Genomic DNA, 13,907 nt, shown 5'->3' with positions numbered 1-13,907 from the left:
GACAGCGGACTTAAAAGAGGGTGAGACATGAAAACCGTGGGTAACTTTATTGGTGGGCAGGTGTGCCTGAGCAGCAGCAATCAAACCGTCGACGTGCATAACCCGGCTACCGGGCAGGTTGAACGCCGCGTTACGCAGAGCACTGCCGCCGAAGTGAAACAGGCCATTGATGTGGCTCACCAGGCCTTTGCCGACTGGTCGCGAACCACGCCGCTGCGCCGGGCGCGCATCATGTTCAATTTTAAGGCGCTGCTGGAACAGCATCGCGACGAGTTGGCGGCGCTGATTGTCAGTGAGCACGGCAAGGTTTACTCCGATGCGCTGGGCGAACTGACTCGCGGCATTGAAGTGGTCGAGTTTGCCTGCGGTATTCCGCATTTGATTAAGGGCGAGTATTCGGCGGACGTCGGCAGCGGCGTTGACAGCTTCTCGCTGATGCAGCCGCTGGGCGTGGTCGCGGGTATCACCCCGTTCAACTTCCCGGCGATGGTGCCGATGTGGATGTTCCCTATCGCGTTGGCCTGTGGTAACACCTTCGTGCTTAAGCCACCGGCGCTGGTGCCATCAGCTTCGGTACGAATGGCGGAGTTGCTGAAAGAAGCCGGCCTGCCGGATGGCGTATTCAACGTGGTGCACTGCGCTAACGAAGATGCTGCGCAACTGTGCACTGACCCACATATTCAGGCGGTGAGCTTTGTTGGCTCGTCCGCCGTGGCGGAACATATCTATACCACGGCCAGTGCCCACGGTAAGCGAGTTCAGGCCTTCGGTGCGGCGAAAAATCAGGCGATCATTATGCCGGATGCCGATCTGGACGCGACGGTAAATGCCCTGATGGGCGGTGCTTTCGGCTCTGCCGGCGAACGCTGCATGGCCCTGCCGGTAGCGGTGGTGGTCGGTGACGACACGGCCGATAAGCTGATCGCCAGACTGAAACCGCTGATCGCGCAACTGCGTGTTGGCCCGGGCATTCAGCAGGGTGGCGAAGAGAACGAAATGGGGCCGCTGGTTTCCTCGGCGCACCAGAAAAAAGTATTGGGCTATATCGATCTGGGCGTGGAAGAAGGCGCAACCCTGGTGGCCGATGGCCGCAATTATCAGGTGGCGGGTTACCCGGACGGCTACTATGTCGGCGGCACCCTGTTTGACCACGTCAAACCGAACATGCGTATCTATCGCGAAGAGATCTTCGGGCCGGTGCTGGGCATTGTTCGCGTGCCGGACTACCAGACTGCCATCGACACGGTAAACAGCCATGAGTTTGGCAACGGCAGCGCCATCTTTACCAGCAACGGTCACTACGCGCGTCAGTTCGTGCAGGAAGTGCAGGCCGGTATGGTGGGGGTTAACGTGCCGGTGCCGGTGCCAATGGCATTCCACAGCTTCGGCGGCTGGAAGCGCTCGGTGTTCGGTGCGTTGAACGTGCATGGTACCGACGGTGTGCGTTTCTACACCCGCATGAAAACTGCCACCGCCCGCTGGCCAACCGGACAGCAGACGGTGTCTGAATACAGTATGCCGACGTTGGGCTAAGTCCCTTTAGGCAACAGGGGCCGTTATTCCAATGGAGTAGCGGCCGTTGTCGTTTTACCGAATCGCCAGGTTACAGGAGGAAACTATGTCTTCATTACTCGCCAAATGTCAGCAGCCGGATGCTCAGGGCCGCATTCAGCATGTCACCCCAGAGAATGCCGACTGGCGTTTTGTCGGGTTCGATGTTTATCGCCTTGAGGCCGGTCAGTCGCTGAAGTTGGAAAGCGGCGACAAAGAGCTGTGCCTGGTGTTGGTCGCCGGCATGGCTTCCGTTGCCACCCTGCGTGCGGAATACCCGAGCATCGGCAAACGCATGAGCCCGTTTGAACGCACACCGCCTTATGCGGTATATGTGCCGCATCACGACAAGATTGAAGTACGGGCGGAAAGCGCTCTGGAATTGGCGGTCTGCAGTGCTCCGGGGCATGGGCACCTGCCTTCACGCTTGATCACTCCGGCGGAGGTCGGCGTCGAACGTCGTGGCAAAGGGCGTAACCAGCGTCTGGTGCATAATATTCTGCCGGACAGCGAACCGGCTGACAGCCTGCTGGTGGTGGAAGTGTATACGGATGAGGGCAATACCAGTTCATACCCCAGTCACAAACATGACCAGGAAGACTCGCCGGATGAAACCTATCTGGAAGAGACTTATTATCACCGCATTCAGCCGGAACAAGGTTTTTGCATGCAGCGGGTTTATACCGACGATCGCTCACTGGACGAGTGCATGCCGGTGTATAACCGTGACGTGGTCAAGGTGCCGCGCGGCTACCACCCGGTGGCGACGATGGCCGGTTACGACAACTACTATCTCAACGTGATGGCCGGGCCGGTACGGCTATGGAAATTTACCTGGGAAAAAGACCACGCCTGGATTAATACCGACGGCTATCCCGCGGCTAAATAATTGCATATTTACGACGTTGCTAAGATGAACGTCACCCTCTCCAGGGGGAGAGGGGATTTCACGCCACTATGCCTACCCTTTCCCAAGGGAAAGGGTAATTCTTCGTTACTCTTCTTTGGCGTTATTCAGTGCCAGCGATACCGCCAGGGTCTGTGCCAGACACATTGACGCGACCTGGGAGCGGAAGCCATCCACCTGCGCTTCTCGTACTACAAAGCACACGTCGCTGAAGGCAGCCAACGGGCTGACCTGGCTATCAGTAATGGCGATCTGCTGCGCGCCGTTCTTGGCACCCAATTCAACCAGCTCCAGTGCTTCCTGCGCATACGGCGAATAGCTGATGGCAATCACCACGTCATTGGGTTTCACCATGCTGAGCTGTTCGGTAAACATGCCGCCCAGTCCGTCGATCAGGAACGCCCGGCGCTCCAGATGGCGCAATGCATAGGTGAGATAGGAGGCGACGCTGAATGAGCGACGCAGGCCAATCACGTAGATATTCTCGGCGTTGTTCAGCAGTTCAACCGCCCGATCCAACTGCTCGGAGCTGGTTTGCATCGCCAACTGTTGCAGCGCCTGGGCATTGACCATGGTGAAAACGTTAAGGATTTCCGCCGGTTTTTCCGGGGCCACATTACCGTCGGTAGAGGTCTGTCGGAACAGACGCGCCCGTTCGGTGTAGTTGACCGTTTCCTCCATCAGGTGCTGGCGAAAAACCTGTTTCATTTCGTTGAAACCGCTAAAGCCAAAGGCGTTGGCAAAGCGGATCAGGGTAGAGGGGGGGACGCTGGCCTGTGCGGCGATGGAGGCGACGGTATCGAAAGCAATGCTGTTACTGTTATCCAAAATGTAACGCGCCACTTGTTTCAAACGCTTGCTCAGCGTTTCATAGCGGTGACGGATCTCGTCCTGTAACAGCGAAAGTTGAGTTGGGTTGTTCATCCATTCGGCTCGCAGTGGGGGCTAAGGCGTATCGGCCTGACGCCTGAGTTATTGACAGGTTATTCTAACAGATGGCTTGGAAATTTCATTTCACCAAAAAGCGATTTATTCGATTGCAAGTTGCGTTACTTCACAGAAAACAGGCAAAAAAATCCCCTTAAAGCGGCGAAAATCCGTTTAAGGGGAGGTTTCAGTCATTAATGCTGGTGGGAGGTTGGGCGATATTGACGCCAGAAACCGATCAGCGTCAGGTATTTTTGTTTCACCTGCTCGATTAACGCGGCGTCATCCAGCTCACCCTGCAACCAGCGGCGTGAAGGTTGGCCAAAGATAGTGCGACCGACGGCAAAGCCTTTTACCCAGCGTGCGTCTGCCGCCGCGGCAAAACCGGCTTTCAGGGTTTCTTCCGGCGAATCCAGCCCCAGGATCAACACCCCGCGGCAGTGTGGATCGTTAGCATCGATCAACGCCCCGACCCGCTGCCAGTTTTCGGCGCTCAACGGCGGCAATTTCCACCAGTCCGGTTTAATGCCGAGCTGGTAAAAGTGCTGCAACATCTCCAGATAGTGGCTTTCATCCTTGTCGGTGCTGCTGTCCGGCAGGATCACTTCCAGCAGCAGTTCATGGCCGGATTTGCAGCAGCCGCGATACACATCGCCAATCAGTTCATCCTGCTCGCGGCGTAGTTCGACGGTGTCATGCGGATGGTAAAACACCAGGCATTTCACTACGTGTTCCTGTGGCCAGTCGATCAGTTGCGAGCCGATATTGCCGTGCTCCAGCCGCAGCGGGCGTGAACCCGGCAATTCGACCGGTCGGCCTATCCACCAACCCTGGCCGGTGATCTCATTGAGTGCCGCCTGACCATAGGTGGTATCGGCCAGAATGCCGCTGTTACCCTTCAGTCCGGCGACCTCGGCGGCCTGTTGTGCCGCCGTCAGCAACAGCGTTTTCAGTTTTGGAATACGTTCTTCACTGACGTTGGCTTCTCGCGCCATATCTGCCAGTTGTTTACGGTGATCAAAGGCGAACACGCAGAGTTCCGGCCATTGCTGTTTACGGGTGGTGACCCGGTGCAGATGGTTAAGTCGCTCATCACGGTCAGGACGTTTCACTTGCTGTTCGCGTTGCAGATAGTCATCCAGTTCCTGCTTGCTGGGCATCGCCGGGGCGCAACCATGGCGCGAAACCACCAATGCACCGCAGGCATTGGCATAGCGACAGGCCTGATCCCAACCTTCATCATTCAGATAGCCACGCAGCAGGCCGGACATAAAGGCATCGCCTGCGCCCAGCACGTTCAGCACCTCAACCCGCACGCCGGAATGCAGTTTTACCTGCTGCCAGTCGGCGGCGATCTCGCCTTCAAATACCGAACAGCCCTGTGCGCCGCGCTTACAGACCAGCGTGGCCTGCGTCGCTTTACGGACGTTTTTCAGCGCGGTCAGAGTGTCGGTACTGCCACCGGCAATATGAAACTCTTCTTCGGTGCCGACGATCAGATCAAAGTGATGCAACACTTCCTGCAGTTCGCGGGTTACTTTCTCAGACTCGACAAAGCGGGTTTCACCGTCACCCAGCGACGTCAGGCCCCACAGCACCGGGCGGTAGTCGATATCCAGCGCGGTGCGCAGGCCATGGCGGCGGGCGTATTCCAGCGCTTTCAATACCGCGGCGCGGGTATTTGGGTGTGAAAGGTGAGTACCGGTTATAGCCAGCGCGCGCGATGACGCGATGTAGGACTCATCGATATCGTCCGGCGTCAGCGCCATATCGGCACAGTTCTCACGGTAGAAAATCAGTGGGAAGGTTTCCTGATCCTTGATACCGAGGATCACCAGGCCGGTCAGCCGCTGGGGGTCGGTGATCAGGCTCTGGGTATCGGCACCGACGCGTTGCAGTTCTTCACGCAGGAAACGGCCCATATGCTCGTCGCCGACGCGGGCCAGCATGCCGGACTTCAGACCCTGAATGGCGGTGCCATAAGCCACGTTGCCGGAAGAGCCACCGAGATATTTGGAGAATGTGCTGGCATCTTCCAGGCGTGCGCCGATCTGTTGTGCATAGAAATCGACGGCAATACGCCCGAGACAAATGACATCAAGCTGTTTTTCTTGTGTAGCCATACCCGTTTCCTTCTGTATTAAGTCAAACCCCGACTACGAAGCATTTTTGGAGTATGAGGAATAAAAATTTCAATTTCAAGATTGAATGAAATTTACACCCCAAAAATGTGATGCATTTAAAACAGCGCGAATACGCCAGCTGAAAGCACTAAAAACCGCGTCCTGCCTGATGCGAAAACACCGATCAACGGCAAGGGTATAGCTAGCGTTACAAGCCGACGCTGCCAAGGGTTGCGGCGTCGTCAGCTGCTGGTGGGCTGAGGTGTCGGTGGGAACAGGAGGTGCTAAGTCAGTGAATTCTAAAGGCATGGATGAAACGCCGTTTTCATCAATATGCGATCTTTATCGCAAAATGAAATGTTTCTTCTGTAATGTGATTTTATGAAAAATATATTTGTTTATAATCGCTTCACGTTTCAGGTTGTCGGCTTAAGTAGCGCAGCGCGCTTGAAGGCGACGGGGACCACAGAGATTCCAGGCTCGGCATGCAGGTATTTTGCCGGAGCGGGCGCGACTAATCTAAAAGGGTGAGTAAATGGGCAAGATCCGGTTAACCATGGCACAGGCACTCGTCAGGTTCCTCGATAACCAGTATCTGGTAGTCGACGGCGTGGAAACCAAATTCGTCAAAGGCATCTTTGCGATTTTCGGCCACGGCAACGTACTCGGTCTGGGGCAAGCGCTGGAACAAGACAGCGGTGATCTGATCGTGCATCAGGGGCGCAATGAGCAGGGCATGGCCCACGCAGCGACCGGCTTTGCCAAGCAGAAATTGCGTCAACAGATTTACGCCTGCACCTCTTCTGTCGGCCCTGGCGCCGCCAATATGATCACCGCCGCCGCGACTGCCACCGCCAACCGCATTCCTTTATTACTGCTGCCGGGCGATGTTTATGCTTCGCGTCAGCCAGACCCGGTATTGCAGCAAATTGAACAAACTTACGACCTCAGTATCAGCACCAACGACGCTTTCCGCGCCGTGAGCAAGTACTGGGATCGCATTGTGCGGCCGGAACAGTTGATGAGCGCCTGTATCAACGCGATGCGCGTGCTGACCGACCCGGCGGAAACCGGCGCGGTGACGCTGAGTTTACCGCAGGACGTGCAGGGCGAAGCTTATGATTACCCTGACTACTTCTTCCAGAAACGCGTGCACCGTCTGGATCGCCGTCCGGCGACCGAAGGCATGTTGGCCGATGCGCTGGCGCTGCTGACCACCAAGCGTCAACCGCTGCTGGTGTGCGGCGGCGGGGTGAAATATTCGCAGGCCGGTCAGGCACTGCGCGAGTTTGCCGAACGCTTCCAGATCCCGTTTGTGGAAACCCAGGCCGGCAAGGGCACCGTCCCGTCCAACCACCCGTTTAACCTGGGCGGCATTGGTGAAACCGGCTGTCTGGCGGCCAATACCCTGGCCCGACAGGCCGATCTGGTGATTGGTGTCGGCACCCGTTATACCGACTTCACCACTTCGTCCAAATGGCTGTTCCAAAATCCCGACGTTGATTTTCTCAACGTCAACGTCAGCGCCTTCGACGCCGGTAAGCTTGACGGCCTGCAGGTACTGGCCGATGCCCGCGAGGCACTGTCTGCTCTGGGTACGCTATTGGCGCAGGCTGATTATCGCGCCGGCTGGGGCAACGCCATTGCCGAAGCGCGTAGCGCACAACAGCAGGAAACCGCTCGAGTTTATGCGGTGGAATACACCGGCGAAGGTTTTGTACCGGAAATTGACGACCACCTCGATCGCGACAGCGTGTTTGCCGAATTTATCGAGAAGACCGATTCACTGCTAACCCAAAGCCGGGTGCTGGGGGTGCTGAACCAGCATCTGCCGCAGGACAGCGTGATCGTGGCCGCTGCCGGTAGCCTGCCGGGAGATTTACAGCGCGTGTGGCAGAACCATAGCGAGCACGGCTACCACGTGGAATACGGTTATTCCTGCATGGGCTACGAGGTCAACGCCGCGCTGGGGGTCAAGCTGGCCGAGCCGCAGCGTGAGGTGTACGCGATGGTCGGTGACGGTGCCTTTATGATGCTGCACTCCGAATTGGTCACCTCAATTCAGGAAGGCTGCAAAATCAACGTGGTGCTGTTCGACAACATGACCAACGGCTGCATTAACAACCTGCAGATGGAACACGGCATGGACAGCTACACCACCGAATTCCGCTTCCGCAACCCGCAGGGCGGCAAACTCGACGGCAAGCTGGTGCCAGTCAACTTCGCCATGCTGGCGGCGGCTTACGGTTGCAAAACCTACAGCGTGACGACCGAACAACAGCTGATCGAGGCGCTGGCCGATGCTCGCCTGCAAAGCGTTTCTACCCTGCTGGACATCAAAGTGCTGCCAAAAACCATGGTGCACAAATATCTCAGCTGGTGGCGCGTGGGCGGTGCTCAGGTGGCCGACAGCAAAAAAATTGTCGCCGTGGCTCGCAAGCTGCAAGAGAACATCGACAAGGCCCGCGACTACTGATTAACACATTGCCTGATTACCCAGACCTTGCGTCTGCCGCAACTATTTGAAGAGGATAACGAAAATGACACTGAACATTGGGGTTATTGGCACCGGCGCAATCGGTCGGGATCACATTCGTCGCTGCAGCAAAGTGTTGCAGGGCAGTCGCATTGTGGCGGTCAACGATATTAACCGTGACAACGCCGCCAAGGTGGTGAGCGACCTGAAGCTGGACGCCAAGGTGTATGACAATGGCCACGATCTGGTCAAGGCAGCGGACGTTCAGGCGGTGCTGGTCACCTCCTGGGGCCCGAGCCATGAAGAGTTTGTGTTGGCAGCGATTGCCGCCGGCAAGCCGGTATTCTGTGAGAAGCCGCTGGCGGTCACTGCGCAAGGTTGTAAAAACATCGTTGAGGCCGAAGCCAAACACGGTAAACGCCTGGTGCAGGTAGGCTTTATGCGCCCTTACGATCAGGGCTACCGTGCGCTGAAGCAGGTGCTGACCAGCGGGCAAATCGGCGAACCGCTGATGCTGCACTGCGCGCACCGCAACCCAACAGTGGGTGAAGCTTACACCACGGACATGGCGATCACCGACACCCTGATCCACGAGATCGACGTGCTGCGCTGGCTGCTGGATGACGACTACGTTTCGGTGCAGGTGGTGTTCCCACGCAAAAGTGCCAAGGCATTCCCGCACCTGAAAGATCCGCAGATTGTGCTGTTTGAAACCGCCAAGGGCACGCGCATTGACGTCGAAATCTTCGTCAACTGCCAGTACGGTTATGACATTCAGTGTGAAGTGGTGGGTGAAACCGGCATTGCCAAACTGCCGGAGCCGTCTTCAGTGCAGATGCGCAGCGGGGCCAAACTCTCTACCGAAATTCTGACCGATTGGAAAGACCGCTTTATCGATGCTTACGACGTTGAGCTGCAAGGCTTTATCAACGACGTGTTGGCCGGTAAGTTGACCGGGCCTTCCGCCTGGGACGGCTATGCAGCTGCTGTGACGGCCGATGCCTGCGTGGCCGCGCAGCTCAGCGGCGAGATCGTACCTGTGACCCTGCCGCCGCGCCCGGCGTTCTACAACAAATAGTACGCTGAACACCGTACCCACGTTTAATGAGGAGTGACCATGAAGATCGCTTTTGATGTTGATGTCATCAGGGACCTGGGCATCACTAAAATGGTTCAGCAGGTGGCGGACTGGGGCTATCAGTATATTGAACAGTCGCCGCATCCGCAGATCAATCCGTTCTACAAGCACCCGAAAGCCGGGCGTGAAGTGATGGCGGAATATAAAAACGCGCTGAAGGCCACCGGCGTGGAGATTTCCTCATTTATCGTGGTGTATCGCTGGTCTGGCCCGGGGGAAGATCGTCGCCAGGCGGCGGTCAAAAACTGGCGTCGGATGATTGAAATCGCGGTGGAAATGGGCGTGCAGGTGATTAACACCGAGCTGGCAGGCAACCCTAATGAGCCGGAGATCTGTGAAGAGCTGTGGTATCGCTCCATGGAAGAGCTGTTGCCGATTATCGAGCGTGAAGGTATTCGCATGGAGATCCAGTCTCACCCGTGGGACTTCTGCGAATTGAGCAATGAAACCGCCGATATCGTCAAATCGCTACGTAGCGATCACGTTAAGTACCTCTACAGCGTGCCGCACACCTTCTACTACGACAAAGGCCAGGGTGACGTGGCCGGCATGCTGAAATATGCCGGTGACGATCTCTCGCATGTGTTGATCGCCGACACCATGAACCATACCAAACACTGCCGCTATATCGTCAATCCGCCGGGTGTCGACGCCGCTGTGCACCAGCATATGGGCATCGGCGAAGGGGAAGTGGACTTCGATACCCTGTTCCAGACCCTGCGTGATATGGAGTTTGCCAATCGCAACTTTAAGGTCGGCGGCGAGTCGATTATCTGCACCTCGCTGTTTGGTTATCCGGAAAGAATGAAAACCCAGGCGGTAGCGACCCGCGAGCGCATCGAAAAAGAGCTGTTGGGTAAATAAATTTCTCGGCTGCGCGGGTGAAAATTACCGCCAGGCCGATCTGATGATTGAGGCTGACAATGAATAAAGACAACGTACAACTGGCCATCGCCCCGATTGGCTGGACCAATGACGACATGCCCGATCTGGGCAAAGAGAACACTTTCCAACAGTGCGTCAGTGAAATGGCACTGGCCGGGTTCACCGGTAGCGAAGTGGGCAGCAAGTACCCGCGCGATCCGGCGGTGCTGAAACCGATGCTGGATATCCGCGGCATTCAGATCTGCAATGCCTGGTTCAGCACCTTCTTCGCCGATGGCCTGAAAGAAAAAACCATCGATGAGTTTATTAACCATATGAATTTCCTGCATGCGATGGGGGCCAAAGTGATTGGCTGCTCCGAGCAGAGCAAAAGCATTCAGGGCACCACCAAAGGGGTTTTCGAAGAGAAACCGTATTTCACCGATGAAGAGTGGCAGCGGGTGGCCGATGGTTACAATGAGCTCGCGGGTATTGCCAAAGGCAAAGGGATGCAGGTTTGCCTGCACCACCATATGGGCACCGGCATCCAGACTACTGCGGAGATTGACCGCTATATGAGCATGGTGAACGACGACGTCTACCTGCTGTTTGATACCGGCCACGCCTACTACTCCGAAGGCAGCCAGCAGGCAATGATGGCAATCCTGGAAAAATACCTGCCGCGCATCAACCATGTGCATTTGAAGGACGTGCGCGACGAAGTGGTTGCAGAAGTGAAGGCCAATAAACTGAGCTTCCTCGACGGTGTGAAGAAAGGCACCTTCACCGTACCGGGTGACGGGGTCATCGATTTCCTGCCGGTATTTAAACTGCTGGACGAACGCGGTTATAAAGGCTGGATGGTGGTGGAGGCCGAGCAGGATCCGGCATTGGCCAACCCGTTTGAATATGCGGTGAAGGCACGGCGTTATATCAAAGAGACTGCCGGTATTTAATCCGGCAGAGATCTGCAAGGGGCGCTTGATTAATCAATGCGCCCCTTTTTATTTATTGCCGGATGTCAGACGAGGGTTTTCCAGGTGGAGACTTGTCTGTCAGCCGTAGTTGAAAACCTTCTGGCGTTGGTTCTTAAATTTATACGCATTGGAAAACGAGCCTTGCGACGCCATTAACCAAAAGGTGTGAATCGGTTTCTGATTTAACTTCTTTCATCGCCTTGTTTTGCAGTTTGCAATAATCTGCAGCATCCTTTGCCACCAGCGACTCGGCGCCAGTAACTCTGCCACGGCCAGGCGAAGCCTCCACCGCTGCCGTATAATCTCCGTTCGGCAGTTTCTCTATGTTGCTATGATAAGATAAACCAATAAATCCGACCCGGGTATTGTCGTTTTTTACTGCGCAACCCGATAAAATAAGTGCAGTCCCTAATAATAAAGTACAAAAACGCATTGTCATTGGGTAGTTACTCCGTCTGTGTAGTGTTGTCTGTCCCAACATAAAGACAGCCGTTAATAACCTGAGTTCTTATTCGAAATGTGCAAATCAATACCGTTTAGTTTTCATTGACGATATATATCAAAATATTGCTACCGAAGGGTCACATTGCCTAAATAACTTAATATTTAACAATTGGTTGTGTGTGATTTTAAAAGGCGTGTGGTTTTGGCGTTACATTTATGGCTGGTTTATTGATTAACAGGTAAAGATGTGTGCGTTGGTTTGTAACGCGACTTTATATCCATGGGGGATATAAAAACCTAAAACGGTATGTCTTTATTTTGTTGTCTATTTTTTAAGGCTTAATAGCCAATGCCATTTTATTTTTAGTCCATTATATAGCTCTTCATTACCTCAAAGAGACTGCCGGCATTTAATCCGGCAGAGGTCTGGGAGGGGCGCTTGAGTAATCAATGCGCCACTTTTGTTCTTGGTGGCTGTCAGGCGAGGGTTTTCCAGGTGGTGACCTGCCCGCCGGGCCATGGGGTTGCCGCGTAAACGCCACGGGCGATCGCTCGCGCCAGGGTGTCCGCCGCCAGCGCGCCAATCTGCAGCACCGCCAGCTCCCGGCTGCCTTCGACTTTACGCTGGCCGGTGGACAGGGCAAACACCACGTCACCGTCAAACGGGCTATGCAGTGGACGAATGGCGCGCGCCATGCCGTCCTGCGCCATGATCGCCACGCGTTTCAGTTCTACCCGGGTCAGTGCCAAATCGGTGGCGATACAGGCCAGAGTGGTATTCTTCCTGCCGCCCGTCGGCTCTTCAGGCATCCAGTCTTCGCCCTGGCCGTGCAGTTGTGCCAGCGCCGCGGCTCCGCCGTTACCAAACTCGCCGTTGATTTCATAGGGCGTGGCCCAGAAGGCGCGGGTGCCAGGGGCAACCACAGAACCCAAACTGTTGACCGCCACCAGAGCGCCGACGGTGGCACCATTAGCCGCCTGAATCGAAGCCGACCCGAGGCCGCCTTTCAGTTTTCCCATGCCGGTCATTGCACCATAGCCTGCACCCACGGTGCCGAGCGGGAAGTCGTAACCTGCTTTGCTCGCGGCTTCTATCCCCAGTTGCCGATAAGGTGGATTGAGCTGCCAGTCTTTATCACCCGCGTTACTGAGATCGTACAGGCAGGCGGTGGGCACTATCGGGGAAACCGGTACGCCCGCAGCCGGGCGCAGGGCATAGCCTTTGCCCTGTTGCCCCAGCCAGGCGGCCACGCCGTCGGCTGCGGCCAGGCCATACACCGAGCCGCCGCTCAGCACCAGCGCATCGATGGTTTGCACCAGGTTATCTTCCCCCAGCGCGTCGGTTTCACGGGTTGCCGGTCCGCCGCCGCGCACATCGACTGCGGCTGTCGCTGGGCGATCCGGCAAGATAACCGTGGTGCCGGTACGCACCCGGCTGTCCTGGGCGATACCGACCCGCAGACCGGGAACATCGGTAATCAGATTACGGGCGCCGGTACGTATGGCAGGAGAGGTTGGCATCGCGGCCCCCAGGAAGGTGGTGGGAGAAAGGATGCCGATTGCACCCGTTACACAGGCCAGCGTTTGCACAAAGGTGCGGCGGCTGACGGTTAAGGGGCGGTTTCCCGCCCCTGATCCACTGTTGCTATCACTCATAGGAGGGTCTTTTCTGCTGTTCGCTGCGAAAGCGCGCCATGTGATGGGAATCGACCAGCTCGCCGTCCCGTATCGCATAGGCGCGGCTGGTGCCTTCAATTTCAAAACCGAACTTGCGGTAGAGCGCAATAGCGGCCTGATTGTCGGTAAACACCGTCAGTTCAATGCGTTCTATGGCTGCCCAATTGTCGCAAAGGTCAATCATCGCCTTCATCAGGCTGCTGCCGACGCCTTTGCCCTGATGACGGTCATCGACGCCAATACCAAAGGTTGCCACATGACGACGGCGCACGCGTTGATTGAGCATCAGGCCCAGCTGGCCGACGATCTGCCCCTCGATACAGGCCACCAGGTTATGGGTACCCGGCTCCAGATTGGCGAGGCGCTTGTGCCACAGCTCGATTGACGGTAGTGGGAGATGTAGTGTGTCACGGTAAGCCTTCGGCTGAGAATAAAGCTGATGAAGGGCTTGTGCATCTGTCGTTTCCACGTGACGAACCACTATTTCGCTCATTGCGCTGCTCCTTTGGCTTACCGGTTGAATAACCTCTGAATTTATCCGTTTATTGTATCGAGTCAATATTATTACCTGTTGGTTAAAAAAACACTTTACAGGTGCGAATGATAATGATTATTATTGCGATGCGTTCCGGGGAGAGTATCAACCTTTGATACCCTCGCTGCGAAGGCACGACATTGCTCACATTGCTTCCAAGTATTACTTAGCCAGCTCGGGTGCTGGCTTTTTTTTTGCCTGAATTTCGTCCCTCAGCCTTCAACAAATCCACTGCCCATTGCTTCAGTACTCCATCTAATTTTTTGAACAGAGCGAAGAGTTTTTTGC

11 protein-coding genes are annotated in these 13,907 nt (G+C 55.8%); 6 read left to right on the top strand and 5 right to left on the bottom strand.

Features of this window, described 5'->3' with window-relative positions:
* Positions 1-27: 27 nt before the first annotated feature.
* Entirely contained in the window at positions 28-1,533 is a 1,506-nt protein-coding gene (locus E5C26_RS23460; protein WP_112364234.1) for a CoA-acylating methylmalonate-semialdehyde dehydrogenase, read from the top strand.
* A gap of 85 nt (positions 1,534-1,618) precedes the next feature.
* Positions 1,619-2,440 carry a 5-deoxy-glucuronate isomerase gene (gene iolB / locus E5C26_RS23455; protein ID WP_135318400.1) on the top strand — a complete coding sequence of 274 codons (822 nt, stop codon included), beginning with the start codon at positions 1,619-1,621 and terminating at the stop codon, positions 2,438-2,440.
* A 105-nt stretch (positions 2,441-2,545) separates the two neighbouring features.
* Here iolB and E5C26_RS23450 read toward each other — a convergent pair whose 3' ends face one another.
* On the bottom strand, positions 2,546-3,382 hold the full coding sequence (locus E5C26_RS23450) for a MurR/RpiR family transcriptional regulator (protein ID WP_012147336.1): 837 nt from the start codon (positions 3,380-3,382) through the stop codon (positions 2,546-2,548).
* A 197-nt stretch (positions 3,383-3,579) separates the two neighbouring features.
* Entirely contained in the window at positions 3,580-5,508 is a 1,929-nt protein-coding gene (locus E5C26_RS23445; protein WP_135318399.1) for a bifunctional 5-dehydro-2-deoxygluconokinase/5-dehydro-2-deoxyphosphogluconate aldolase, read from the bottom strand.
* Positions 5,509-6,043: 535 nt separating this feature from the next.
* Between E5C26_RS23445 and iolD the strand changes: the two genes are divergently transcribed.
* From iolD to iolE, 4 genes are all read left to right on the top strand, one after another.
* Entirely contained in the window at positions 6,044-7,984 is a 1,941-nt protein-coding gene (iolD, locus tag E5C26_RS23440; protein ID WP_135318398.1) for a 3D-(3,5/4)-trihydroxycyclohexane-1,2-dione acylhydrolase (decyclizing), read from the top strand.
* A 64-nt stretch (positions 7,985-8,048) separates the two neighbouring features.
* Positions 8,049-9,062: a Gfo/Idh/MocA family protein gene (locus tag E5C26_RS23435; protein ID WP_012147333.1), complete on the top strand. Its 1,014-nt coding sequence runs from the start codon at positions 8,049-8,051 to the stop codon at positions 9,060-9,062.
* A 39-nt stretch (positions 9,063-9,101) separates the two neighbouring features.
* Positions 9,102-9,986 carry a sugar phosphate isomerase/epimerase family protein gene (locus E5C26_RS23430; protein WP_135318397.1) on the top strand — a complete coding sequence of 295 codons (885 nt, stop codon included), beginning with the start codon at positions 9,102-9,104 and terminating at the stop codon, positions 9,984-9,986.
* A 59-nt stretch (positions 9,987-10,045) separates the two neighbouring features.
* A complete protein-coding gene (gene iolE, locus E5C26_RS23425; protein WP_135318396.1) occupies positions 10,046-10,942 on the top strand; it encodes a myo-inosose-2 dehydratase in 897 nt (298 codons plus the stop codon).
* A 139-nt stretch (positions 10,943-11,081) separates the two neighbouring features.
* Here the strand turns inward: iolE and E5C26_RS23420 are convergent, their stop codons facing one another.
* The 3 genes from E5C26_RS23420 to E5C26_RS23410 all read right to left on the bottom strand — a co-directional run bounded on the left by E5C26_RS23420 (position 11,082) and on the right by E5C26_RS23410 (position 13,577).
* Positions 11,082-11,402, bottom strand: a complete 321-nt coding sequence (locus E5C26_RS23420; RefSeq protein ID WP_135318395.1) for a hypothetical protein — start codon at positions 11,400-11,402, stop codon at positions 11,082-11,084.
* Between the two features lie 482 nt (positions 11,403-11,884).
* Complete coding sequence (locus E5C26_RS23415; RefSeq protein ID WP_135318394.1) at positions 11,885-13,063, bottom strand: P1 family peptidase; 1,179 nt, start codon at positions 13,061-13,063, stop codon at positions 11,885-11,887.
* Positions 13,056-13,577 (bottom strand): GNAT family N-acetyltransferase, encoded by a 522-nt coding sequence (locus E5C26_RS23410; protein ID WP_135318393.1) that lies wholly within the window; start codon positions 13,575-13,577, stop codon positions 13,056-13,058. Before E5C26_RS23410 ends, E5C26_RS23415 begins: the two co-directional genes overlap by 8 nt.
* Between the last annotated feature and the right edge of the window lie 330 nt (positions 13,578-13,907).

The sequence above is a fragment of the Serratia proteamaculans genome, from assembly GCF_004684015.1.
Classification (GTDB): domain Bacteria; phylum Pseudomonadota; class Gammaproteobacteria; order Enterobacterales; family Enterobacteriaceae; genus Serratia; species Serratia proteamaculans_F.
Note: the sequence above shows the minus strand (reverse complement) of the source record. Positions and strands in the feature narration are given on the sequence as shown.